General features: G+C 60.6%; 24 protein-coding genes. 14 read left to right on the forward strand and 10 right to left on the reverse strand.

Annotated features, from left to right (window positions below; translation table 11 throughout):
* Entirely contained in the window at positions 1-963 is a 963-nt protein-coding gene (locus ACSOSP_RS37995; RefSeq protein WP_455314158.1) for a hypothetical protein, read from the reverse strand.
* A 404-nt stretch (positions 964-1367) separates the two neighbouring features.
* On the opposite strand from ACSOSP_RS37995, the gene ACSOSP_RS38000 reads away from it, so the two are divergent.
* The 7 genes from ACSOSP_RS38000 to ACSOSP_RS38030 all read left to right on the forward strand — a co-directional run bounded on the left by ACSOSP_RS38000 (position 1368) and on the right by ACSOSP_RS38030 (position 9912).
* Positions 1368-2705, forward strand: coding sequence for an MFS transporter (locus tag ACSOSP_RS38000; protein ID WP_455314159.1), 1338 nt, complete (start codon positions 1368-1370; stop codon positions 2703-2705).
* A gap of 269 nt (positions 2706-2974) precedes the next feature.
* Positions 2975-3283 carry a hypothetical protein gene (locus tag ACSOSP_RS38005; RefSeq protein ID WP_455314160.1) on the forward strand — a complete coding sequence of 103 codons (309 nt, stop codon included), beginning with the start codon at positions 2975-2977 and terminating at the stop codon, positions 3281-3283.
* Positions 3284-3503: 220 nt separating this feature from the next.
* Positions 3504-5657 (forward strand): ATP-binding protein, encoded by a 2154-nt coding sequence (locus ACSOSP_RS38010; protein ID WP_455314161.1) that lies wholly within the window; start codon positions 3504-3506, stop codon positions 5655-5657.
* The gene (locus ACSOSP_RS38015) at positions 5654-7687 is read left to right on the forward strand and encodes a response regulator (RefSeq protein WP_455314162.1); all 2034 of its coding nucleotides are present in this window, start codon (positions 5654-5656) and stop codon (positions 7685-7687) included. Before ACSOSP_RS38010 ends, ACSOSP_RS38015 begins: the two co-directional genes overlap by 4 nt.
* Complete coding sequence (locus ACSOSP_RS38020; protein ID WP_455314163.1) at positions 7684-8328, forward strand: response regulator; 645 nt, start codon at positions 7684-7686, stop codon at positions 8326-8328. Before ACSOSP_RS38015 ends, ACSOSP_RS38020 begins: the two co-directional genes overlap by 4 nt.
* Before the next feature lie 122 nt (positions 8329-8450).
* Positions 8451-8723 (forward strand): hypothetical protein, encoded by a 273-nt coding sequence (locus tag ACSOSP_RS38025; protein WP_455314164.1) that lies wholly within the window; start codon positions 8451-8453, stop codon positions 8721-8723.
* Between the two features lie 391 nt (positions 8724-9114).
* The gene (locus ACSOSP_RS38030; protein ID WP_455314165.1) at positions 9115-9912 is read left to right on the forward strand and encodes a TenA family transcriptional regulator; all 798 of its coding nucleotides are present in this window, start codon (positions 9115-9117) and stop codon (positions 9910-9912) included.
* Positions 9913-10070: 158 nt separating this feature from the next.
* Here the strand turns inward: ACSOSP_RS38030 and ACSOSP_RS38035 are convergent, their stop codons facing one another.
* The 4 genes from ACSOSP_RS38035 to ACSOSP_RS38050 all read right to left on the reverse strand — a co-directional run bounded on the left by ACSOSP_RS38035 (position 10071) and on the right by ACSOSP_RS38050 (position 12890).
* Positions 10071-10358, reverse strand: a complete 288-nt coding sequence (locus ACSOSP_RS38035; RefSeq protein ID WP_455314166.1) for a hypothetical protein — start codon at positions 10356-10358, stop codon at positions 10071-10073.
* A gap of 314 nt (positions 10359-10672) precedes the next feature.
* Complete coding sequence (locus ACSOSP_RS38040) at positions 10673-11095, reverse strand: hypothetical protein (RefSeq protein ID WP_455314167.1); 423 nt, start codon at positions 11093-11095, stop codon at positions 10673-10675.
* Complete coding sequence (locus tag ACSOSP_RS38045; protein ID WP_455315366.1) at positions 11095-12642, reverse strand: FAD-binding oxidoreductase; 1548 nt, start codon at positions 12640-12642, stop codon at positions 11095-11097. The genes ACSOSP_RS38040 and ACSOSP_RS38045 overlap by 1 nt, the downstream gene beginning before the upstream one ends.
* A gap of 110 nt (positions 12643-12752) precedes the next feature.
* Positions 12753-12890, reverse strand: a complete 138-nt coding sequence (locus ACSOSP_RS38050; RefSeq protein ID WP_455314168.1) for a hypothetical protein — start codon at positions 12888-12890, stop codon at positions 12753-12755.
* A gap of 418 nt (positions 12891-13308) precedes the next feature.
* Here ACSOSP_RS38050 and ACSOSP_RS38055 point away from each other — a divergent pair, with 418 nt between their 5' ends.
* The 4 genes from ACSOSP_RS38055 (at position 13309) to ACSOSP_RS38070 (ending at position 17814) form a co-directional block, all read left to right on the forward strand.
* Positions 13309-14184, forward strand: a complete 876-nt coding sequence (locus ACSOSP_RS38055) for a sugar phosphate isomerase/epimerase family protein (RefSeq protein ID WP_455314169.1) — start codon at positions 13309-13311, stop codon at positions 14182-14184.
* A gap of 19 nt (positions 14185-14203) precedes the next feature.
* A complete protein-coding gene (locus ACSOSP_RS38060; RefSeq protein WP_455314170.1) occupies positions 14204-15265 on the forward strand; it encodes an isopenicillin N synthase family dioxygenase in 1062 nt (353 codons plus the stop codon).
* A 63-nt stretch (positions 15266-15328) separates the two neighbouring features.
* A complete protein-coding gene (locus ACSOSP_RS38065; RefSeq protein ID WP_455314171.1) occupies positions 15329-16177 on the forward strand; it encodes an ABC transporter substrate-binding protein in 849 nt (282 codons plus the stop codon).
* 62 nt (positions 16178-16239) lie between these two features.
* Positions 16240-17814: an amino acid ABC transporter permease/ATP-binding protein gene (locus tag ACSOSP_RS38070; protein ID WP_455314172.1), complete on the forward strand. Its 1575-nt coding sequence runs from the start codon at positions 16240-16242 to the stop codon at positions 17812-17814.
* 14 nt (positions 17815-17828) lie between these two features.
* Here the strand turns inward: ACSOSP_RS38070 and ACSOSP_RS38075 are convergent, their stop codons facing one another.
* Entirely contained in the window at positions 17829-18719 is an 891-nt protein-coding gene (locus tag ACSOSP_RS38075) for a LysR family transcriptional regulator (RefSeq protein WP_455314173.1), read from the reverse strand.
* Between the two features lie 211 nt (positions 18720-18930).
* On the opposite strand from ACSOSP_RS38075, the gene speB reads away from it, so the two are divergent.
* The 3 genes from speB to ACSOSP_RS38090 all read left to right on the forward strand — a co-directional run bounded on the left by speB (position 18931) and on the right by ACSOSP_RS38090 (position 21692).
* A complete protein-coding gene (gene speB, locus ACSOSP_RS38080) occupies positions 18931-19881 on the forward strand; it encodes an agmatinase (protein WP_031363762.1) in 951 nt (316 codons plus the stop codon).
* A gap of 49 nt (positions 19882-19930) precedes the next feature.
* Entirely contained in the window at positions 19931-20701 is a 771-nt protein-coding gene (locus tag ACSOSP_RS38085) for a class II aldolase/adducin family protein (RefSeq protein ID WP_455314174.1), read from the forward strand.
* A 67-nt stretch (positions 20702-20768) separates the two neighbouring features.
* On the forward strand, positions 20769-21692 hold the full coding sequence (locus ACSOSP_RS38090; protein WP_455314175.1) for a 2-hydroxyacid dehydrogenase: 924 nt from the start codon (positions 20769-20771) through the stop codon (positions 21690-21692).
* A 38-nt stretch (positions 21693-21730) separates the two neighbouring features.
* Here the strand turns inward: ACSOSP_RS38090 and ACSOSP_RS38095 are convergent, their stop codons facing one another.
* From ACSOSP_RS38095 to ACSOSP_RS38110, 4 genes are all read right to left on the reverse strand, one after another.
* Positions 21731-22900: an ABC transporter substrate-binding protein gene (locus ACSOSP_RS38095; RefSeq protein WP_455315367.1), complete on the reverse strand. Its 1170-nt coding sequence runs from the start codon at positions 22898-22900 to the stop codon at positions 21731-21733.
* 172 nt (positions 22901-23072) lie between these two features.
* Positions 23073-23825, reverse strand: a complete 753-nt coding sequence (gene arsH / locus ACSOSP_RS38100) for an arsenical resistance protein ArsH (protein ID WP_455314176.1) — start codon at positions 23823-23825, stop codon at positions 23073-23075.
* Positions 23825-24247: an arsenate reductase (glutaredoxin) gene (gene arsC, locus ACSOSP_RS38105; RefSeq protein ID WP_455314177.1), complete on the reverse strand. Its 423-nt coding sequence runs from the start codon at positions 24245-24247 to the stop codon at positions 23825-23827. The genes arsH and arsC overlap by 1 nt, the downstream gene beginning before the upstream one ends.
* Positions 24248-24298: 51 nt before the next feature.
* The gene (locus tag ACSOSP_RS38110) at positions 24299-24622 is read right to left on the reverse strand and encodes an ArsR/SmtB family transcription factor (RefSeq protein WP_455314178.1); all 324 of its coding nucleotides are present in this window, start codon (positions 24620-24622) and stop codon (positions 24299-24301) included.
* Positions 24623-24748: the final 126 nt, after the last annotated feature.

Raw genomic sequence — 24748 nt, forward strand, 5'->3', positions numbered from 1 at the left:
TCAACCGGAGCTGCCGCCCGTGACCGGATCGAGCCAGAGTCCCTTGCGCTCGACCGGCACCCATGACGGAAGAAATGGATTGGCCAGCTCGATCACGACCCGCCGTTCCAGATGCAGGGCGGCAACGGCCTGGCCAAAATTCTTCTGGAAGAGCGCGTCAAAACTCCCATCCTTTCGCATGGCCTCCAGGCCATCCTTGATTCGTTGCGCGATCAGCGGCTCCGACTTGTTGACGTAGAAGAACTGCGCATAGGGATAGCGGATCAGCAGATGAGTGTCTATCGCCATCTCGGGGTACAGGGTCCGAAATGAAATGAGCTCAGGCGTGATCTCGAGCACGCCGCGCGGGAACAGGTCGAAACGGCGATGAACCAGCATCGGGAACAGTTGATCGTAGTGGCTCGCCGTGACGAGGGGGATCCGGTTGTACCGGTACACGGGCACGTCGCCCCAGTCCTGACCCTGGCCTACGTTGAGCAGACGCAGGCCCTGGATGTCGTTGACTTCATCGATACGCGTTTGCTGATCGCGCCGGATCAGCGCGACCCGATAACCGAGGAGGCCTTTGTCGATAGGAATGGCGATCGGAATGGTCTGCGCGTTCAGGTCGGGGTGACCGGGATCGCTCGCAATCACATTGACCAGGCGACCGGATATGGCCTCCTCGACCTCGCGCTGTGTTGACATCGGCAAGGCGTATGCATCGATCACGTAGGGTCCGTACGTGGACGTCGTATGGTCGAGCGCCGCGATCAGGAAATCCCAACGTCTTTCCCGAACGACTTCCTCCGGCACGCGAAGGATGCGGATATGCATGGGCGCAGCCGGCGCGGCAAGCGCCGGATTGGCGGTCTGGGCGCGGGTAATGCCGGTCATTGACAGGCCGGCCACGAGGCTGGCCACGCCCGTCATCAAGACGGCGCAGGCCAGGACGCGAATGCCTGCTGTCCAATCGCTTCGCATGTCTCTTCTCATGGGGAGCCTCCAATCGGGTTGAAGCGCTGCATGCTTCTGTGCAAGGGGCCGCGATCGAGATGGCTTGCGCAAGAGGACATCGCACCGGGCGGGGTCAAAAGACGGATGGCGCTGGAGCGAGGGCCGAGGGCCGATACCGCGGAGACCTCGTCGCAGGCGCTCATACGTTATTACCCGCAGACAATTCTTCCGAGTTCAGAGCACACCGCGTCTGATTCGGCCAATTCTGCCGATAGCCGGCTTCGCATTATTTCATCATGAACCTGGGTCTCACGGGCACATACTACTTCCCGCTTCGTCCTGGGAGCACTATGCTTTCAACGGCAAGGAGATATGAACATTGCGCACGCGATGACGATGGACGTTTAAAACTCTAACTTGGGGGAAGGCTAGTGGAACTCGAAACCCGCACTTTGGGACGCGTGACGAAGCGACTCGTCCCGTTCCTGATTCTCTGTTATTTCATAGCGTACCTGGACCGCGTCAATGTAGGTTTCGCCGCGTTGCAGATGAACAAAGACCTCGGGTTTTCCTCAAGCGCCTTCGGCTTCGGCGCGGGGATTTTCTTCATCGCTTATTTCTTTTTCGAAGTCCCGTCCAACCTCCTGCTGGAGAAGTTCGGTGCGCGCCGATGGATCGCCCGGATCATGTTCACCTGGGGCATCCTCGCCGGCGCCATGGCGTTCATCCCGCAGATCTCGCGGATGACGGGACTCTCGGCCGCACACGTGTTCTACACGTTGCGTGTGTTGCTCGGGATTGCCGAAGCGGGATTCTTCCCGGGCATCATCTTTTTCCTGACGCTGTGGTTTCCGGCGACGTACCGGGCTCGCGTGGTTGGCTCCTTCATGGTGGCCATTCCGCTGTCGACTGTAATAGGCGCTCCTATCTCCGGTGCGCTGCTCAACCTCGATAAACTCGCCGGCCTCGCAGGCTGGCAATGGGTCTATCTGATTGAAGCGTTGCCAGCCCTGTTCCTATCGTTCGGGGTCCTGCTTTATCTCACCGACAAACCGGCGGACGCCACCTGGCTTGCGCCCGAGGAGCGAGACTGGCTCGTGGCCCGGCAAGCCCAGGAACGCGCGCAGCGTGAGGCCGTGCGTTCATTCAGCGTGCGCGAAGCCTTGTTCAATCCGCGGGTTCTTGCCGTCGCGCTCATCTACTTCGGCGCCAACGCGACCAACTACGGCCTGAGTTTTTTCCTGCCGCAGATCGTCAAGGGATTTGGCCTTGGCAACGTTCAGACAGGGCTCGTGACGTCGCTGCCGTACGTTGTCGGGGCGTTCAGCATGATCCTGTGGGGACGCCGCTCCGACCGCATGCTCGAGCGCAAGTGGCATGTGGCCATCCCGCTGCTGGTGGCCGCGGGTGGCATTGCGGCGTCGACGGCGCTGGATGATCCTGTGCTGAAAATGATCGCGCTCTCCATTGCCGGCTTCGGCATCTTCGGCTGCCTGCCGGTGATCTGGACGTTGCCGGCCGCTTTTCTCTCGGGGGCGGCCGCAGCGGGCGGTATTGCCGCAGTGAACTCGCTCGGCAACCTGGCCGGGTTCTTTGGACCCTATGCGATGGGGTGGATCAAGGACAGTACCGGCAGTTTTGCTGCCGGCCTGCTCTGTCTTTCCGGGGCCGGTCTGATCGGCGTGGCAGCGGTGCTGCTGCTTCGTCACGATAGCGCCTTGGAAAACGCACCCGAGCCTCTTGCGGAAGAAGGCTCGAGGCACGCGTAAGCTCGTCCGAGGGCTCTGACCCAGGCTTGGCTTGCGCCGCGAAAGGGGACCGTAAAGATGGGCTCCTTTCGCATCCACCCGGGGCACTGCCTTGCTGGCAGTCGCCTCGGTCATTGCCTGTTCCCGCATCACATTTTTGTCCACGTAAGGATTTCCTGACGGGAAAATCAGCATACGCCTCTGCCCATTTTCCGCGTTTCCTGACTGTGTGAAACCCATCAACTGCCTAGACTTTGAAGCATCAAAATGGGTTTAACCGGTCATCCGCCATGATTCCGTATCTGTCCGAGCGTGAAAATGCGGTGGAGCATATCCACACTATCTGCCTGCGCTTGTTCGATGCATGGTGCGAGAACAGGAACGTGATTCCGCTCGCGTACCTGATGCATTGCTGGCCGTTGATCAATAGCGGACCCATACCGATCAGGCGCCTTGCGGACACCATGTGGGAGCTGCGCAAATTCCATGCGGAAACGCTCGATGTCGATGAATCGGGTGTGCTGTGCGACCTGGCCGATTGCATCGACGAGATTTTGGGGAACTCGTACGGCCCGTTCAATATGGCCGCAAACGGCTAGGGTCGCGTCAGTTTCTTTCAGGCGAATGCAAATGAATTTGAAAGCTGGATGAAGCGCAGAGGGCGCATGCGAGGCGCAACGCCAGTCTGCTCACCTAAACCATTTCAGTACCGACGGCAGGCGCCACCGCGTGCCGTCCGCCCAATGAACTCACGATAACCGTCATTCGGCAACGAGTGCAGATTAACGAAAACGAGGCTCAGGGCACTCGCGGGGGGATATGGTTCTCAACATGTTCAGCGCGCTGTGGAGTTCGCTGAGCCGCTTTCGCCACAGCGTGGTCATGCGGCTTATCGCGACCGTCCTCCTGTTCAGCTGCGTGGTTACGCTGCTGCTGACCGCGCTTCAACTCTACGGCGACTATGAGCGCGGCATCGCGCTCATCGAAAACCGGCTGTCGGATATCGACCGGAGTTATCGCGACAGCCTCGGCGAGGGTTTATGGCGGCTCGACCGGCAGCAGCTTCAACTCGAGCTGGACGGCATGCTGCGTCTTGCCGACATTCGTGCCGCCGAGGTTCGCGAGGCTGGCCCGGTCGCCGCGCCCCTGGTGGTGCGTGCCGGCCAGCGCACGAACGACGCGGTCATCTGGCGCAAATTTTCCATCTCTTACCGCGTCCGCGGAACGGAACGCGTGCTCGGCACCTTGTACGTCGAGGCGACGCTCTCCGGTCTCTATCGCGAACTGGCGCAAACCGCGCTCCTGATCCTGGTGAGCCAGGCAGCCAACACGTTCCTGGTTGCGCTTTTCATCATCTATATCTTCTGGCGGCTCGTCACGCGGCACCTCGCGACAATCGCGCGGCTTGTCGGCCGCTACGACTTTCGCGAGGCGCCGCAACCCTTCAGCTTGCAGCGCCGCCAGCCCCGACGGCCCGACGAACTCGATCGCGTGGTCGCTGCATTTCATGCGATGAGCGTACGCCTGCATGTCGCCTACCTCGACGAACGTAACGCCGCCAAGCAACGTGAAGCGCTTCGTTCGGCAGAAGCGGCGAACCGGGCCAAGGGCGAATTCCTGGCCAACATGAGCCATGAACTACGCACGCCGCTTAACGGCATCCTGGGTTACGCGCAGATCCTGCAGCGCGACAGCGGGCTGAGCGAGCGGCAACGTACCGGCGTGGCCGTCATCCAGCGCAGCGGCGAACACCTGCTGACGCTGATCGACGATACGCTCGACTTCGCGAGGATAGAGGCGGGCAAGCTGCGGCTTGAGATCGTCGATGTAGCCTTGTCCGGTCTCGTGGATGCGATTCGAGAGATCATCGGAGTGAAGGCGGAGGAGAAGCAGCTCGAGTATGCCTGCGTCATTGCGCCCGACGTGCCCGGCGGCGTGCGCGCCGACGCGCGGCGCTTGCGCCAGGTGCTGCTCAACCTGCTCGCGAACGCCGTCAAATTCACGGATCGGGGCAGGGTGAGCCTGCTTGTTACGCAGACCGCTTCAGGGGCGGTACGGTTCGAGGTACGCGACACCGGGATCGGCATTCCCCCGGACCAGTTGAGAACGGTTTTCGAACCATTCGAACAGGTCGGTAATCCCGAGCGGCGTTCCGAGGGCACCGGGCTGGGGCTCGCCATCAGCCGGGAGTTCGTGCTGGCGATGGACAGCGAGATCCACGTCGAGAGCGGGCTCGGACAAGGCAGTTCCTTCTGGTTCGAACTGGCCCCTGCCACCACAGTGCGCCCAGGCACATCCGGGGAACCGGATGCATGCGTTGCGACCGGCTACGAGGGGCCGCGCAAGAAGGTGCTGATCATCGACGACGTGGCGGTCAATCGCACCGTCATCACGGAATTGCTGAGCCGGCTCGGTTTTGAAATCATCGAGGCGGCGAGCGGCGCCGAGGGCCTGGACAGGGCGCAAAGCACGTGGCCGGCGCTGATCGTCACGGACATCGTGATGCCCGGCATGGACGGCCTCGAGCTCACGCGCCGGTTGCGTCAGACACCGGGACTGACTGACGTGCCGATCATCGTGGTGACCGCCAGCCCTTCCGGGCGCGACCAGGAAAGAAGTCTTGCGGCCGGTGTGAATGCATTCCTCGCCAAGCCGGTCGATTTCGGCCGCTTGCTGGCTGAGATAGGTGCGTTGCTGAACCTTCAGTGGACCTATGCCGTGAGAGCGCCTTCCCCGCATTCCGCATTGCCCGATGTGCTGGCCGCCGTGCCACCGGCGGAATTGGATGAACTGCATCGGCTTGCGCGAATTGGCAACATGCGAGACATCATTGCATGGGCGGACCGGGTGTCATCGATCGATCCGCAGTACGAACCATTTGCTGCGCATCTGCGTGGGCTGGCGAAAGGCTATCAGTCGAAGGCGATCCTCCTGCTCGTGGAACACCATCTTGAAGCGAGGCCGGCGCCATGAGCGAGATAAGCGCCAACCTGAGCGGCAGTGGCAGCGAGCCGCCGGCAATCCTGATTGTCGATGACACGCCGGCCAATCTCGGGCTCGTGGTCGACAGTCTCTCCGACCAGGGCTTTCGCGTCCTGGTGGCGCTCGACGGCGAGGAGGCGCTCGAACGCGCGCAGTTTTCGCGGCCGGACCTGATCCTGCTCGACGTGAAGATGCCTGGCATCGACGGCTTTGAAACTTGCCGCCGGCTCAAGGTGAACGAGCACACACGGGATATCCCGGTGATCTTCATGTCGTCGCTAACCGGCATCGGGGATCTGGTCGAAGGCTTTGGCGCCGGCGGCGCGGACTATGTGACGAAGCCTGTCCGGATCGACGAAATGATGGCGCGCATCAGCACGCATCTGGCGCTACGCGCCATGCACAAGCAACTGGTCGCACAGAACCGGCAGTTGTCGAACGAAGTGAACGAGCGCCAGCAAGCGGAAGCGGCGCTGGCGCGTGCGCGCGACGAACTCGAGGTGCGAGTCGCGCAACGCACCGTGGAACTCGCACAGGCGAATGCAAGCCTGCGGCAGGAGATAGAGGAGCGCAGGAGGGCCGAAACGAAGCTGCTGTCGAGCGAGGCGCGGTTCCGCAACATCGTGGAGACCAGTCCGCTACCGTTTTGCATCACGTCGATGCCGCAAGGGGCGCTGCTCTACATGAACGAGCCGTTTCGCAAGCTGTTCGGCCTCGGCGCGCCGACCGACACGGTCATTAGTGTCATCGACTTCTATGTGGACCCCGGGACGCGGGACACGCTGGTGCGCCAGCTTCGCATGTCCGGCGGCTTTCGCAACACTGAAGTCAATTTCAAACGGCCGGACGGCAGCACGTTCTGGGCAATGCTGACCGCCCGGGTCGCGAGCTTCGACGATGCGCCGGCCATCTACGTAGGCCTGAACGATGTAACGGCGCGCAAGTTGGCCGAGGGAAAATTGCGGGCGAGCGAAGCGAGCCTCGCGAACGCGCAACGGCTTGCGCGGCTCGGTGACTGGGAGTGGGACACGACGGCCGACGTGATCCATTGGTCGGACGAGATGTATCGGATCCTCGGGTTGGCGCCGCGGCTTTCGCGGCCAGGCTATCGCACTTTTCTTGCAGCGGTGCATCGCGAGGACCGGCCGCTGGTCCGTCACGCCGTACGCGTGCTGCTGGACGAGCGGCGCCCATACGGTCTTGATTGCCGCGTAACGGGAGCCGACGGTGTGGTGCGGATCGTCCAGTTCCAGGCCGAGGCCATGCATGCCGGCGCCGGCGCTGAGCAGCCGTTAAAGCTGGTCGGTACGATCCAGGACATTACCGAGCGCAAGAGCATCGAGCACGCACTCCTGGAGTCGCGCGAGCAATTGCGGGAGTTGTCTGCCTACATGGAAGCGATTCGCGAAGAAGAGAGGAAACGTATCGCGATGGAAATTCACGACGAACTCGGGCAGCTGTTGACTGCATTGAAGATGGACGTTTCATTGCTCAAGATGCGCCTGGCTCAGGACGCGGATGCGGCAAGGAAAGTCGACGACATGCGCGAGCTGGTTGAAAAGACGATCTGGATGGTGCGCAACGTTGCGAGTCACCTGAGGCCGGCCGCGCTCAATTTCGGCATAGTGTCGGCGCTGGAGTGGCTGGTGGAGGACTTCGGCCGCCGCAAAGGCCTTTCCTGCCAGCTCTGGATCAATGGCCCCGAGCCGGTGCTTGACGATGCCCATGCCACTGCGGTGTTTCGTATCGTGCAGGCGTCGCTGACCAACGTGGCGCTCCATGCGGGCGCGTCTCGTGTAGACGTCACCCTGACCAACACCGAGACGACGCTCGATCTCTACGTCAGCGACGACGGCTGCGGTTTCGATCCGGCGGCGGCCCGCAAGGGATATTCATACGGGCTGCTTGGCATGAGCGAGCGCGCCCGGCTGATCGGCGGATCGTTGCGAATTGACAGCTCGCCTGAAACGGGCACCGTGGTGTCCATTCACGTCCCATTGGGCGGAGGCGAACGGCCATGATCAGTATCCTGATAGCCGACGATCACGCCATCGTGCGTAGCGGATTGAAGCAGATCATCGCGACGACAGCGGACATTGAAGTTGCAGGCGAAGCTGCGCAGGGCGCCGAGGTGATCGAGAAACTGCGCACCTGGCGCGTGGACCTCCTGCTCCTGGACATGACGATGCCCGGCATCAGCGGCGTCGACCTGATCCGGCGTGTACGCGCTGAATACCCGGTGCTGCCGGTCCTCGTGCTCAGCATCCACAATGAAGCGCAGGTCGTTGCGCGCGCGGTGCGTGCCGGCGCAACCGGCTATGTCACGAAGGACAGCGATCCTGACATCCTGCTCGCGGCCATTCGCAAGCTTGCCGGCGGCGGGCGGTTCATTGATCCGAAGCTGGTCGATGTCATGGTCTTCGATACCCATTCAAGCGACGCCGCACCGCACGAGATCCTCTCGGATCGCGAGTTCCAGGTGCTGCACCTGCTGGCGGCGGGCAAGAGCATCAATGCCATAGCCGAAGTGCTTGTGCTGAGCGCCAAGACCATCAGCACGCACAAGATGCGGCTCATGCAAAAGCTCGGGATTGAAAACAACGCCGAACTGATCCGCTACGCAATCAAACACGGTTTGACTTCCGAGCGCGATCGCTCGTAAGGATATTCCGACAATAAAACCAGCCACGCCTGAGGCCATAATCGACCTCTCCCGACGGACAAGCGCTGACGACGCTCATACCATGGTCTCATGGGGTGAAAAAGCAAACCACGGAGAATCTTATGGTTGCGTCGGAGCAGTCTTTGCGCGTGCTGGTTGAAAAGTGGCTGGGCGCGGTCGTTGCCGGGCATCTGCACGTGCACTCCATTCATCGTATCCGTGCAGGGCGCCACCGCTGCGTCTGCATTGAAGTGGAACGGGCATCCGGCTCGGCATCCTGCTCGGCATCCAGCGCTTTCACCCTCTTCTTTTTCCGTCACAACGACGGCGCCTGGCATGTCTATCCGGCAGAGGCGGTTCGCCCTGCCATGGGTCTCGTCCGGCTGGCCGCCTGAACGGCATCCAATAGTCCCTCTCCGCCAAAATCCAGCCACGACGCACGCCCCGGCGAGTGATCCGCACGGGCGCACTTCAATTCGCCGCGCCGCAGAACACCTCGAACGGGCTGCATCAATTCTCCGCAGGTCCTTGATCTCTCAACTGTTTTACCGGTCCCGGGTCCCGGGACCGGATATCGCTGCGCGTCACAAAAGGGACCTTCGGTGCGGTGCTGTCTGAATCACTGGATTGGATTAAATGTTCCGCGAAATGTGCGCATCTGCATATAGGAAATCCTTGGCTTCCCCGAAGCTCTGGGTGCACCACGACGGCGAGTCGAGAACCGGCTTGCCCTCATGAGGATGCCGCGCCCAACACCTGAAACCCATTCCTGTGAGACATCATCCGATGACAACAGACTTCATCCGTACCGGCGAACTCAAGAACATCGCCAGCTATCCGAAATGGCTCCAAGACGTAGTCAAGGATTGCGAAGAAGCGAAGACCCGGATTGTTTATCATCCGCTGTGCGTGGCCATGAAGGAAGCAACGCTCGACATTGAAAGTACGCATCGCTTCCTGATTGGTTTTTTCCCTGTCATCGAGCAGTTTCCGCAGTTCATGGCGTCGAACCTGATGAAAGCACGCTTCGGCCACTCGCATGGCGAAGGGATGGCGCGCTCCTACCTCATCCAGAATATCCGGGTTGAGAACATGCATGCCAAGCACTGGCTGCAATGGGCAGGGGCGAGCGGCCTCGACCTCGACGCGCTGTTGTCGCAAGAGGTGCCAAGCGAAATGCATGCGCTCGCGCACTGGTGCGGGCATGTCAGCCTCACTGACGAGCTGGCGGTAGCGGTGGCGGCAACGAACTATGCGGTGGAAGGTGCGACGGGTGAGTTCTCGTGCTTCGTCTGCTCTGACGACACCTATGCGCTGACCTTTCCGGAACCGATACGCAAGTCGGCCATGCGCTGGCTCAAGGTGCACGCCCATTACGACGACGAACACCCGTGGATGGCGCTGGATATCGTGGCCACGTTGCTGGGTACGAATCCGCCGGTGGAGTCGGTCAACAAGATCCGCGCCGCCATTCGCAAGAGCTACGACTATCTGCGCATGACGCTCGATTACGCGTACGGTACGCGTCTCGATCCGTTGACGGTGACGGTACGTGAAGTGGAGGAAGAGCCGGTGGCGGCTTGAGCAAGCGGGTTTGAAATGCCGGACAAAGGCGCCTGTTATTCGATAACAGGCGCCGATATTTTTTATTCAGGCTGAAATCCGTTGCGATTGCCGTGCGAGCAACCGGATGTCGCCGGCGTGTGGACGTGCGTTGTTCTGGAGGTGGGCGCCTCTGGTGCTCAAGCGCCTTTGCGTTCGCGTGATGCGGCGCCTGACGTTAATGGCGTCGATCCCTTGCTGAATAGCGCTACCAGCAGCGCCGCAAGCGGTACGCAGAAAACGAGTGCTGTTGTCATGAGGCTATTCGGCGCGCCTTGCGTGAAGAGCGGCACGATGATCGCGATTGCCGGCCCCAAGGGCAGCATCACAAGAAGATACGCGCTCCAGCTGAGACCTCTCTTGCCGGCAATCGCGGCGACTATTGCCGCGCAGATGCCGTATGTCACGAAGCCCGTCATGGGTTGCATCGCCTTCCCCGGTTTTACGATTTAGCCAGAGTGTATCGGCGACGAATACGGGGACCAACGAGAAAACCTTTGGATGTGTGCGCTACATCACAACCATAAGCATGCTGCTGAAACGGGGTGCGTCAGCACACATGAAACGGCGCCACAATGTCGCCGGAAATGCCGTTTTGGTCATACTTCTTTAACATAGGGCAGTGAGTCTTGCTTCCTCTACCGGGTGCTTACGCTCTTTCTTGCCGATTGCGCGCTTGTGCCGGATTGGATTCGGCTCATCGCGTCAGCTCGGCGAATAGGGCGCAGAATGATGGCCGCACTCAGGCAACCATTTGCCACATCACCAGCGTATCGGACCCCGCATGCGCCTCGGCCGTACGTTGCTCGACCCGCATTCCGATGCCTTGGGCCAGGCGGGTCAGCAAGAACGCGTTCGCGTGTGTCGTCAGTCCCGCGATCGTGTTTCCGGGCGAGATGGCTAGAGGCATCAAGTGCTCAAACCACAGCATGCCGATATCGTTTCCGAGCGGCACGATGCGTGCGCCCATCGTGCGTGACCTGAGCGCAAAAGCGCGGCTGTCCGCGAGGTGTGCATCGAAGACGATGGTGAGCGTGTGGCCGGGCGCCACTTGCCCGCTTGATAGCCGCGCGGAGCGCAGCATGGTCTGCGCGGGCCATGACACGCGCATGCTTGCGGCCGCCAGCGAAGCGCTCGCAAGGAACCCACGCCGGCCGGTTTTCATCAGTCGCGCTCCTTGATCTTCTTAGGCCAGATACCTTGTTTTCCCGGCGACAAAATGCCGTTCGGATCGAGCGCCTCCTTGATGCTCTCGCTCATGCGCATCAACGCATGATTGTTGAAATCATACTGGGATGCGGCAAGATCCATGAAGGCGAGGTGGGTTCTGTATTGACCATAGCCCGCGGCGCCGAAGTCGGTGATCAACGTCTTGAGCAGCTCACCCGCGTCGCGCGCCTGCGCCGGATCGTCACGATTGAAGATTGCCGCAAAGATGTGATGCATGCTGCGCGGCCCGGCTGTAAAACCGCCGTAATAGTCGAAGCCATAATGCGCTGCGCGGTCCCTGATCATCCGGTATTGCCGGACAGCGTCGCGGCCGAGCGGCGCGCAGACGGGCGAGAAATCAATGTGCGCGCCGGCGCCGCCGCGCCAGTTCAGCAAGTTGAATGCGTCGAGATTGGGAATGCCGACATGGCTGCGATCGCCGCCGCCTTTAGGTTCGACGTTGGCAAGCGTATAGGGTGACTCGATCAGCTCCGCATCGGTGATGGACGAGAAGCGCCGGTGTATCACATCGCGACGCGCCATCACCAGCGCTTCGGGACCATAGAGGCAGAAGCGAAGATTCCAGCGGCCTATGCCGAGCTTGCGCGTCATGGTCTCGATTGCCGCATCAGGTATCGCACCCGGGCCGTCGTACCATTGCTTGCGTGTGGATACGCCGGCAGCCCATCGCACCGCGCTTTCGATGACCGCATTGCTTTGCATGGTGTCATCGAGTTTCAAGGGACGCAGCGTCTCGACAATGCTCTCAAGATCGGTGTCGTGCCGGAACTTATAAGTGCATAGCATGTAGCCTTCGGGCTTCGGCATCAACCAGATGCCGAGCTTGGTGACAATGCCAAAATTCGACTGCGTGAACATGGCGTCGTAGGAAGGACCGAAACCTGCCTTGAATACCTGCCAGTCGTGATTGCCGTTCATTGCGCCCATGCCGGTGCGTACGGTCTCACCGTTCGCCAGCATCACTTCCATTCCGCACTGCATGGCCGCGTGATCGCCGTAAGGGGTCGTGCCGAAGCCACGCTCGAGAGTATTGCCGATCACGCTGCCCCAGCCGGCAGCCGGTGGGTCGAGCCACAACGCGGCGCCTCGCGCCTGAAGTGCCTGATAAAGATCGTAGTAGCTGACACCCGGTTCGACCAGCGCATAACCGAGCGTCTCATTGATCTCGACGATGCGGTTCATGTGCTGCAAGTCCAGCACGACACAGCCTTTAAGTCGCGGAGCGGCGCCACCGTAAGCAAAGTTGCGTCCGGTCGATACGCTCCACAAAGGTACGCCGTACCGGTTCGCCACGCCGAGCACGGCGCGAAGCTGCCCGGCATTCGACACCAGCACGATGGCCGAGGCTTCATGAGCGTGTGCGTCACCAGGCGCGAACGGATCCAGATACGGCTGCGCCGCACCGTCTCCAACGAGTACGGCGTGTTGACCCACGATCGCCCTGAATGCTGCCAGTGCCTGCTGGAAATCAGGCTCCTGCATTCCGGGAGGACGCGGCAGATCGCTCACGTTCCCTGCATTCGAAACACGTTCATCGACGCGATGCTTTCAATCGGCTTCAATCGCTTTCAACCGGGTGAGCTGGGGTTGGCTTAGTATCCGCCGCTGCTGGAGCTTCCGCCCGAACTCGACCCTGAGGCTGGGCTGTCGGTTTGGCATCCGGCAAGGGAGACGGCGAGTGAGACGGTCAGGATAGCCAGCAACGTCGATGCAATGCGTTTGAGCTTCATTTGTTTTCCCCATGGAATTTGGACGAGCCCGCTAACCGCCCGCGCGATGTGCGGCACTCATGAGTTAAACGAACCGGCGCGGCAAATTATTCCCTTATTTTTTGACATCGGTGAAGCGAAGGCAGCGCACCCGTCGGGACGGTCGACGGTGGCGGTTGCACGCGTCGCGCGATGTTCGAGAGCACTCAATCATATGGGGAAACAGGGTGACGGAGTGGGGTTGCAACCACGCCGGGGTTGATCCAGCGAGCTACGGTGGTGACAGGCCGGCTTTGTTGAAAGCCGCGCGGCGGCAGAACTTAGTTTAGAAACTTCAAAACTAATTGTTTTGTTTCCATGATTTTTCACGGCCCACGCTGTATGCGACATTGCTTTCACAAGAACGGCGCGATCGCGCTCCACGTACAAGACTCTGCCCATGCAACTGGACATCTTTCGCTCGCTCTGGGGCCATCTCGGCGACCGGCGCAGTATTTTCGGTGACGTCCGCGACGCGGGCCTGGCGGGTATAGAAGCCCGCCTGCCGCTGACGGCGGACGAACGTACTGCGCTGTTGCGGGACCTGAAGGAGCACGAACTCGACTACATCGCGATTGTCTTCACCGATAACGCGGTATTGCCCGACCAGCGCGCCACGCCGGCGCAACATCTGGAGGACCTGGATCGCAAGCTCGGGTCGGCCGCTGATTTGTCGCCGCGTTTTATCAACGTGCTGGCCGGCAATGACCGATGGCCGCTTGCGCAGCAAGTGGAGTTCTTCGGCAAGGCGCTGGAGCTTGCACGAAAACACGACCAGTTTTGCAGTTTCGAAACGCATAGAGCGCGATCCCTGTATAGCCCGTGGGTCACGCTGGACGTGATACGGCAGGTGCCTGCCTTGCGTTTCACCAGCGACATCAGCCATTGGGTCGTTGTATGTGAACGCTTGCTCGATGACGCCGAGGACGACCTCACGCCGTTCGTTGAACGCGTGCATCACATCCAGGCGCGGGTAGGCTATGACCAGGGCCCGCAGGTGCCGCATCCCGCCGCCGCCGAGTATGCATTGCCGCTCGCTTTTCATCAGGACCACTGGGCTTCTGTCTGGCGCTCGCAAGCAGCGCGCGGCTATCAGAGCACGACCCTCACCCCCGAGTTCGGACGAGACGGCTACCTGCACCATCTGCCGTTCACCGATGTGCCAGTCGCCGACCTGTCCCAGCTCAACGAGTGGATGGTGGACGCGGAGCGCACGCATTTTAGCCAGATCGATTTCAGCCAGATTGATTTCAGCAAGATCACGGACCCGCACTGACCCCCAGGAGCAATACGCGATGCAAGCGAATCACGCCGGCGAAGCTGCGCCGGAAAAAAATTTCACATCGATTCCGGTGATCGACATCTCCGGCCTGTTCAGCGACAAGCTGGCGGATCGCCAGGCGGTCGCCGGCGAGCTTGGACGAGCCGCTCGCAACGTCGGGTTCCTTTATATCTCCGGTCACGGGATAGAACCCGCGGTGATTGACGCTCTGAGACAGGCGGCCAAGGACTATTTCAGGCAGCCGATCGAAAAGAAGATGGAGCATTACATAGGTGCGTCCGATACCCACAAGGGATTCGTGCCCGAGGGTGAAGAGGTCTACGCGAAGGGCAAGCCCGATCATAAGGAGGCGTTCGACGTTGGCTTCGAAGTTCCCGCCGACGATCCCCTGGTGCTCGCCGGAACTCCGCTGCTCGGACCGAACCACTGGCCTGCGCTCGACGGTTTCAAGCCCGCCGTGCAACGCTACTACCAGCAGGTGTTTGCGCTCGGACGCGTGCTGTTCCATGGCTTCGCGCTGGCGTTGGGCCTGCCTGAGGACCACTTCGATGATCTGGTCACGCGGCCGCCCTCGAAGCTGCGCCTGATTCATTATCCGTTCGACGGTGCGGCGCAGGATGCGCCCGGCATCGGCGCGCATACCGACTACGAGTGCTTCACGATCCTGCAAGCCGACGCACCCGGTCTCGAGGTGATGAACGGCCTTGGCGAATGGATCGATACGCCGCCGCTGCCCGGGACGTTCGTTGTGAACATTGGCGACATGCTGGAAGTGATGACCTCCGGCGCATTTGTTGCCACGGCCCACCGCGTGCGCACCGTGCGTGAGGAGCGCTACTCGTTCCCGCTGTTCTATGCATGCGACTACCACACGCTGATCAAACCGCTGCCGGCCTTTGCGAAGGAGGGCGACGAGTACGAGGAAATCGCGATTGGCGAACACATGTATGGGCAGGCGCTGCAAACCTATACATACCTGCGCCAGCGCGTGGCGGAAGGCCGCGCGACGCTGCCCTCGCGGGCACGCAAACCGTCCAGTTTCGGGCATTTGAAAAAGGCCGGGCAGCCGGGCTGATCGCGGGCCGGGCGACTGAGCAAGTTCATCAACACACCACCTTTCTTCGAGCGGAGTCACACGATGATTTTCAAGCCGGACACCAAGCATTTCCTGATCGCCGCCGCGACTGCCGCGATTGCCGCCTTTGCCGGCGCATTTGTCATGACCGGTGCGTTTGCGCAGACGCCGGCCAATGCCGTTACGCTCGCGCCCGGCCAGTTCAAGGTCGGCATGGAGATCACCTATCCGCCGTTCGAGTCTTACGATGGCGACAAGGTGATCGGTTCCGATCCCGACTTTTCACGGGCGCTCGCCAAGCAATTCGGCGCTAGCGCGAGCTTCGTCGACACGCGTTTCTCCGGCCTTATCCTCGGCCTGAACGCACGTCATTACGACGCGGTCATTTCCGGCATGTATGTCACGCCCGAGCGGGTTGCACAGGCCCAGGCGATTCCTTACGCGCAGACCTCGGCGGCGATCATGGTGGCCGCCAGCAGCACGATCAAACCCAAGACACCCGAAGAACTGTGCGGACTGCATGTGGGCCTCGAGCAGGGGACAACGTGGGTCGCCCAATTGCAGGCGTTGTCGAAGGACTATTGCAAGGCGAACGGCAAGGGCGAGATCACGGTCAACGAGTATCCGTCGGCCCCGGAAGTGTTGCAGGCGCTGCTTTCGAATAACGTGCAGGCGCAGATGGAAATTGCCGGGGCGGCTCATGCGCTGGCCGCCAAATCGTCGGGCCGAGTGGTGGTGGTGCAGTCGCCTCAACTGATCTATCCGCAGACGCTGGGCATCTATGTGAGAAAGGATGATACGGCGCTCTACGACACCCTCACCAAGGCATTCGACGCGTTGAAGAAAAACGGCGAGTACGAAACCTTGCTCAAGAAATACAACCTGTCCCTGCCGCCCGCCAAGTCGTCCTGAATTCAGGACGATAGGGCGTACCTGATCCGATCACCGAGCACCGCGTCTGGCGAGAGGCACTCATGCACTACGATTTCCCCTACCTGCTGTCGCTATTCGCGTTGCCGGCCTTCTGGCAGGCCTGCGCGACCGTGGTAGAGCTCAGCGCGCTTTCATGGCTGACAGGCCTCGTGCTGGGCTTCTTGCTGGCCTCAGCCAAGCTGTCCCGCTCGCGCTGGCTATCGTTACCGGCCGCTGTGTACATCTGGTTTTTCCGCAGTGTTCCGCTGCTGGTCCTGGTCGTGTTCGTCTACAACCTGCCGCAGCTTTTCCCCGCGAGCGGCGTGGCGTTGTCGCATCCGTTCTTCTCCGGTTTCGTCGCTCTGGCGCTCACGGAAACCGCATACATGGCGGAGATTCATCGGGGCGGATTGCTATCCGTGGCTAAAGGACAGCATGAGGCGGGCGCGGCGCTAGGCATCAGCCCTATTGGCCTGCAGCGGTTGATCGTGATTCCGCAGGCGCTGCGCATTGCATTGCCGACGCTGATCAACGAGTACATCACCTGTGTGAAACTGACGTCGCTGATCTCGGTGATATCGCTGAGCGAGTTACTGCTGGTCGGGCAGCGGCTGTATTCGCAGAACTTCCTGGTGATGGAAACCTTGTCGGCCATCGCGATCTATTACGTGCTGATCGTCACCGTCTTCGGCTGGTTGTTGCAGTATGTCGAGCGTCGTCTTGACCTTTCAAAGCGCAAACCTGAAACGCTTGTGGCCGAGCAAATAGCGGCGCTGCGCAAGCGGCTTGTACCGGTTGCAACGGTTGCCGCGGGTAATGCCGGACCGGACGGCAAGGGCGCGCCGCATGCGTTGTTGCTCAAGAACCTGCATAAGCGTTACGGCGAACATGAAGTGCTCAAGGGCATCGATCTGGAAGTCAAGGCAGGGGAAGTGATTGCGGTCATCGGACCGTCAGGTTCGGGGAAGACTTCGTTGATCCGCACGATCAATGCGCTTGAGCCGATTGATCAGGGCGAGATCGTCCTGTTTGGCAAGACCTTCATCTCCGCCGCTGACAAAGCCAATATCCGGCGTGTACGCGATGGTGTGCGGCACATTGGCATGGTGTTCCAGAGCTTCAATTTATTTCCGCACCGGACCATCCTGGAGAACGTGACGCTCGCGCCGCATTATCACGGATGCGGCAAGCGGGCGGATGTGACCGCGCGCTCACTGGCGCTGCTGGACAAGGTGGGTCTGCTTGCGCACGCGTACAAGTATCCGCATCAGCTTTCGGGAGGGCAGCAGCAGCGCGTGGCGATTGCGCGGGCGCTTGCGATGGAGCCGGCCGTCATGCTGTTTGACGAGCCTACGTCGGCGCTTGATCCTGAGCTTGTCGGCGACGTGCTTAATGTGATCGGCGAGCTTGCCAAGGAAGGGATGACGATGATTATCGTCACTCATGAAATGGACTTTGCGATGTCGATTTCCGACCGGATCGTGTTTATGGAGAATGGTGTAATCGAGCTCGATGCGGCGCCCGACGCGATCAGGCATCAGGATGGCGCTGAACGGGTGCGGCGGTTTATTGGCGTCACAAACGAAGGGGAAGGGGCGCACGCGGACCAGGTGCTTTCGGTTGCGCTGGGGTCTTGAGGAAACTCAATCCGCTACCGCCCAAGATGCTCCTTCAACGTATCGCGGAATTTCTGGATCAGTGGCTCCTTCGAACGCCCCCGCCGGACAATCAATGCAAACGGCGCCTGATAGCCGAACGCGGCCGGTGCGAGAGCACGCAAACGCCCCGTGTCGACCCATCCTTGAGCGTAATGCTCCGGCAGGAAGCCAATAAACGCGCCGGACAAGATCAGGATCAGTTGCCCTTCCATACTGTCCACCGTCGCCTCGCTACGCTTGAACCCATGCCGCGCCAGCTCCGTCTGACTCCAGTAGGCGCGCCCGACCATCCGCTGCTGACTGATCGTTTCCTGCGGGATTTGATGTTCATTGAAAAGCGGATGGCTGTCGCTGCAATACAACCAGTGCTGCTCGCGATAAAGCGAATGGTAGATCAGCCCGTTCATGCGCAACTGAAACGCGCCGATCGCGAGATCAAGCCGATTGCCCAGCACGCTAAGCTGCAATTCATAAGGACTTTGCACATGCAAATGCAAATGCAGCGCCGGATGCGCGCGCGTAAATGCACCAATGATCTCGGAGAGCGGCAACGCCTTGTCGCTGACCGTGGAATCCAGTACGCCAAGCTTGATACTGCCGCGCAATTCTCCGCGCAGTCCGGCGGCGTAACGCTCGAAACCGTCCACCTCGCCAAGCAGCCGCAACGCTTCCTGATGGAACTCCTCGCCCTTCGGTGTCAGACTGAAACCACCGCGCCCGCGATGACACAACACCACGCCCACCAGCGACTCCAACTGGCTCATGTAGGTGCTGATGGCCGACGTGGACAGGTTGAGTTCCTGCTGTGCCGCGGCAAAACCCTGGTGTCGGATCACGCAAGTAAAAATGCGCAACAGGCGTGCTTCAGGCAATACAGTGGCCACATCAAACTCCATCGAATAGGGTAAATGCCGGCAAGCGAACTGCCCGTCGCCGGCGAGGCTCAAGCAATGCCGCCGGCCCGGACGTGCCGATACTTTAGAAATAACTGAACTAAATATTTCACACCAGCACTTTGTTGGTGCGCCGGCAAGAGCCAGAATCAGAGCCAGAATTCAATCCAGACAGCTGGACGAATGAACGTGAGGAAGTGCCATGGAAAAGATCTTTCATCAACCGCTCGGCGGTAATGAAATGCCGCGCTTTGGCGGCATCGCCACGATGATGCGCTTGCCGCATCTCGCCTCGGCCGCCGGCCTGGACGCTGCGTTTATCGGCGTGCCGCTGGACATCGGTGCATCGCTGCGCGCCGGTACACGCTTCGGCCCGCGCGGCATTCGCGCCGAGTCCGTCATGATCCGGCCTTACAACATGGCGACCGGCGCCGCCCCGTTCGACTCGCTTTCGGTGGCCGACATTGGCGACGTGGCCATCAATACCTTTAACCTGCTGGACGCTGTGCGGATCATCGAAGAGTCGTATGAGCGCATCGTCGAGCAGAATGTGGTGCCGCTGACGCTTGGCGGCGATCACACCATTACGCTGCCCATCTTGCGCGCGCTGCATCGCAAGCATGGCAAGATCGGCCTTGTGCATGTCGATGCTCACGCCGATGTCAACGACCACATGTTCGGCGAGAAGATCGCCCACGGCACGACCTTCCGGCGCGCGGTGGAGGAGGGCCTGCTCGATTGCGAGCGCGTGGTGCAAATCGGCTTGCGTGCGCAGGGTTATACCGCCGACGACTTCAACTGGAGCCGCCGCCAAGGCTTTCGCGTGGTGCAGGCGGAAGAGTGCTGGCACAAGTCGCTCGACCCGCTGATGGCCGAAGTCCGCGCCAAGGTGGCGGGCGGTCCGGTATACCTGAGCTTCGACATCGACGGTATCGATCCGGCGTGGGCGCCGGGCACGGGCACGCCAGAGATCGGCGGGCTGACGACGATTCAAGGCATCGAGATCATCCGTGGTTGTCATGGGCTGGATCTGATCGGATGCGATCTGGTCGAAGTGTCGCCACCGTACGATACGAGCGGGAACACGTCGCTGCTGGGAGCGAACCTGCTTTATGAAATGCTGTGCGTGCTACCGGGCGTGAAGCGTCGCTAAGCTTTATCTTCAAGCCTCAAGCGGTGACATCAGGAGGAAGGATCAAGACATGGAAACGACTACTACGCCGATTGTGGCGGCCGAACAAAAGGTTCGCGAGGATTTGGCTGCGCTGTATCGGCTGATGGCGCATTTCCGCATGACGGACATGATCGACACGCATATCACCGCGCGCTTGCCGGGTTCGACACCCGCGTTCCTGATCAACCGGTACGGCGTGTTGTTCCACGAAATGCGTGCTTCGGACCTGGTCAAGATCGACTACGAGGGCAAGGTGATCGACGAGCGTGCACGCGATACGCCCGAACTCTTTATCGTCAACGAGGCCGGTTTCACGATCCACTCGGCGATTCACATGGCGCGCGAGGACATCGCTTTCGTCGTGCATACGCATACGGCGGCGGGCACCGCTGTGTCGGCGCAAGAGCAGGGGCTGTTGCCTATCAGCCAGCACGCGCTGAAGTTCTACGGCAAGCTGGGTTACCACGACTATGAAGGCATTGCGCTTGACCTGGGCGAGCGTGAGCGCCTGGTTGCCGATCTCGGCCCACACAAGGCGATGATCCTGCGCAACCACGGCTTGCTCGCCGGCGGTGCGACCGCTGCGCATGCGTTTCACGAGATCTACTTTCTCGAGCGCGCATGCCAGGCGCAGGTGCAGGCGCTGGCCGGAGGGGCGCAACTGCGGATACCGCCGGTTCATGTCCGTGAACTCACCGCGCGGCAGTTCGACGCTGAAGGTGCGGACCCGATCATCGAACTGGCATGGCAAGCGGCGTTGCGCCTGATAGCCGACAACCTTCCCGACTACCGGTCCTGATCCGCCATCCGGCTGCATGATCGTCACGTCGTGCGCCGGTGTCCCTTGATCGTTTCCCGAGCCGCATATGACCAAGCTCGTACTCATCAGCCGAGATCATGACATGTCGGCGCTGGCGCCCGTGATCGAAGCAGCGGCCCCCGAACTGCAGGTCCGGTTGTTCGGCGCTCCCGACACCGGCGATGCTCAAGTCGCCGTGTGCTGGAATCCACCGGCGGGCGCGTTGCGCTCGCTGCCTGAGCTTCGACTCGTGCATGGCATTGCCGCCGGCGTCGACAACATCTTGTGCGATCCCCATCTGCCTGCAGTGCCAGTATGCCGCGTGGTCGATCCTTATCAGGCACGCGCCATGAGCGAATTTGTCATGTGGGGTGCGCTGCATTTTCATCGACACTTCGACCAGGTGCTTGCCAATCAGCGAGCCGGACTATGGCAGGTGCCCCCGCAAAAACTCGCAAGCGATTGCACCATCGGCGTGATGGGGCTCGGTGAAATTGGAGCGCGGGTCGCCACTGACTTGCTGCATGCAGGTTTTACGGTGAAGGGCTGGGCGCGCAGTGGCAGGACGCTGCCGGGTATCCAGTCTTTCAGCGGCCGGGACGCGTTGCCTGCGTTCCTGTCGGGCGTCGATATCCTCGTGTGTCTATTGCCGCTGACCAGCGAGACACGCGGTCTATTGAACGCCGATGTGCTGGGGCAATTGAACCCGGGTGCGAAACTGATTCATGTCGGCCGGGGTGAACATCTGGTGATGGACGCATTGCTTGCGGCATTGTCCGGCGGACACATGGGCGGCGCGATCGTCGATGTTTTTCCCAACGAACCGCTGCCGCCCGATGACCCGCTTTGGCGCCATCCGAAGCTCATCGTCACGCCGCATATGGCGGCAATCGCAAGCCTCGAAACCATTGGCTTTCAGATCGCCCAGAACGTGCGGCGTCTGGTGCGTGGCGAGCCGCTTAACAATCAGGTCGACGTCGGTCAGCGTTAGCGAACGCCGTCACGCCCAGTGCTGTCGTGCGCTGTCGTTCACTTCCACAACGCGCAACGCGATATGGCCTTGGTCCCGAACGCCTGCTCGCCGGGTATGGTCGCGGTGATCGTGTAGAAATCCCATGGCTCCCTGGACTCCGAGGGTTTCTTCACTTGCATCAGGTACATGTCGTGAATCATGGTGCCGTCGGGCCGGATATAACCCTTGGCGTACATGTCGTCGATCTTCATCTTGTGCAGTTGCTCCATCACCTTCGTGCTGTCGGTCGTTCCTGCCGCCTGCACCGCCTTCAGGTAAGTGGTCGCAGCCGAATAGTCCGCGGCTTGCAAGCTGGTGGGCATCTTCTTCATCTTGGCGAAGTAGCGCTGCGCCCATTTGCGGGTATCGGCGTCCTTGTTCCAGTACCAGCTATCGGTCGCGAGAAGACCTTGGGCGGTCTCCAGCCCGAGGCTGTGGATGTCGGTGAGAAAGATCAGCAGGGCGGCAATTTTCATCGACTTGGTCAGGCCGAATTCCTTCGCGGCCTTGATCGAGTTGATCGTGTCGCCGCCCGCGTTTGCCAGACCCAGGACCTGTGCTTTCGATGCCTGCGCTTGCAACAGGAACGATGAGAAATCCGCTGCCGATAACGGATGCCGCACCGCGCCGAGTACCTGCCCGCCATTCGCCTTCACGACCTCCGACGTGTTCTTTTCAAGTGCCTTGCCAAACGCATAGTCGGCTGTCAGGAAGTACCAGGTCTTGCCGCCTTGCTTCGTCACGGCCTGGCCGGTGCCGTTGGCAAGCGCGACGGTATCGTAGGCGTAATGGACCGTGTAGGGCGTGCATTGCTCATTGGTCAATGCATCGACACCGGCCCCTACGTTGATGTACGGAATCTTCTTTTCAGCGGCAATCTGGTTGGTCGCGAGCGCGGTCGCCGAATTCGTGCCGCCGATGATCCCGTTGACACCGTCGCGGTCGATCCACTCGCGCGCTTTCGATGCCGCAATGTCCGCCTTGTTCTGGTGATCGCCATACAGCAGTTCGATGGGCTTGCCGTTCACCTTGCCGCCGAAGTCGTCGATCGCCATGCGGATGGCTTCGAGGCCTCCCTGGCCATCGGAGTCGGAGTAGAGCCCTGAAAGGTCTGTAATGAAGCCGAGCTTGACTGAGTCGGCCGCTGCATGCGCCGCGCTCGCGGTGAAGCTCAGGATGGCTGCCATAACGAGGCCGCACGTAGAGCGTCGGGCGAGTGTGTTGTTCATTCGTGTCTCCATTGGTTCGCTGTATATGCTCGATATGCCTGACGGGCGGCTCGTGCGAGCAGTCCATCAGGGTCGAAAATATCCGCTTGGGACGAATGAAGTCAAGGCTTACAGCAATGATGTTGCGACGCTACTCGACGTCGTCATCATCCGGTGCAACGGTCTCATGGGTCATTGCGGCGTTTGCGAGCGCTGTAGCCTCGACCGGCGACGCTTGCCTGCGCTCGCTATAGCGATCAGTCAGGTAGGACGAACGATCGCGTACAAGCAGGGTGAACTTGACGAGCTCCTCCATGACATCCACTACCCGGTCATAGTACGCGGACGGTTTCATCCGCCCGCTGGCATCGAACTCCTTGTACGCCATGGCTACCGATGACTGGTTCGGAATAGTCACCATCCGCATCCATCGGCCGAGGACGCGCAACGCGTTCACGGCATTGAACGACTGCGATCCGCCGCTGACCTGCATGACCGCGAGCGTGCGGCCTTGCGTGGGCCTCACTGCGCCGATTTCCAGCGGAATCCAGTCGATCTGGTTCTTGAATACCGAGGTTAGCGTTCCATGCCGTTCCGGGCTGCACCAGACTTGTCCTTCCGACCACGCGGACAACGCGCGCAGCTCCGCTACCTTCGGATGATCGGCTGGAACGCTGTCGGTGATCGGCAGGCCGTGCGGATCGAAGACCTTTGTCTCGGCGCCGAAATGGTTAAGGATGCGTTCGGCCTCGAGCGTCAGGAGGCGGCTGTATGACGTGGGGCGCAGTGAACCATACAGCAGCAGGATCCGCGGCGGATGGGTTGCAACGGACTTGGGCGCCAGCTTGTCGAGACTCGGAATGTCGATGTGCGCGTGGCTGATATTAGGCATTCCTGATGACATTAACGAACCCGATTTCCTTTGCCGTCGATCACGACCTCACCGTCTTCCTTGCTGAACGGTCCTTTCTGCGCCTCGGTGAGAATCTCCAGAAGCAGTTCGGAGGGCCTGCACAAACGCGTGCCTGCGGGCGTGACCACGAACGGGCGATTGATGAGGACGGGGTGCGCCAGCATGGCGTCCAGCAATTGTTCGTCCGTGAGCGTTGCATCGGCGAGACCGAGTTCCGCGAATAGCTTCTCTTTCTCCCTGATCGCTTGCCGGACGCTTAAGCCCGCGTCCTCGATCATTTTGGCCAGCGTGGCGCGGCTGGGCGGCGTCTTGAGGTACTCGACCACTTCCGGTTCAACGCCCGCATTGCGGATCAGCGCCAGGGTATTGCGCGACGTGCCGCAAGCGGGGTTATGGTAAATGGTGATGGTCATGCCTTGCGTCTCCATGAATCGTTAAAGAGGGGTGTACTTCACCAACGCCGCTTAGCGGGAGCGTTTCGACGCCGCGTTCGCCGAACACGTGCGGCCTTCGCAGCAATTTTCGGTGAGGAAGCCAATGAGTCCGCTCATGGCGTTGAAGTTCGCTGAGTAGAAGATGAAGCGGCCGCCCTGGCGCGCGTCGACCAGTCCGGCGTGTGAAAGGTCTTTCAGATGAAACGAAAGACCCGATGGTGAGACCCCGAGTTGCTGAGCAATGTCACCGGCCGCCAGACCCTCAGGACCCGCCACGACCAATGCCCGAAAGATTGCCAGCCGCGACTCGTGCGCGAGCGCGCCTAGCGCGCGAACAACGGTATTCGATTTCATGCGCCAAAGCGTACAACAAACGCTTTTACATTTCAATAATTATTGAAATGTAAGCTTGAGCGACTTAAGCAGTTGCTCAAGTGACGCCGGTGTTTGCCGTTAAAGGGTATGGGCCGGATGACGCTG

Source organism: Caballeronia sp. KNU42 (genome assembly GCF_053760385.1).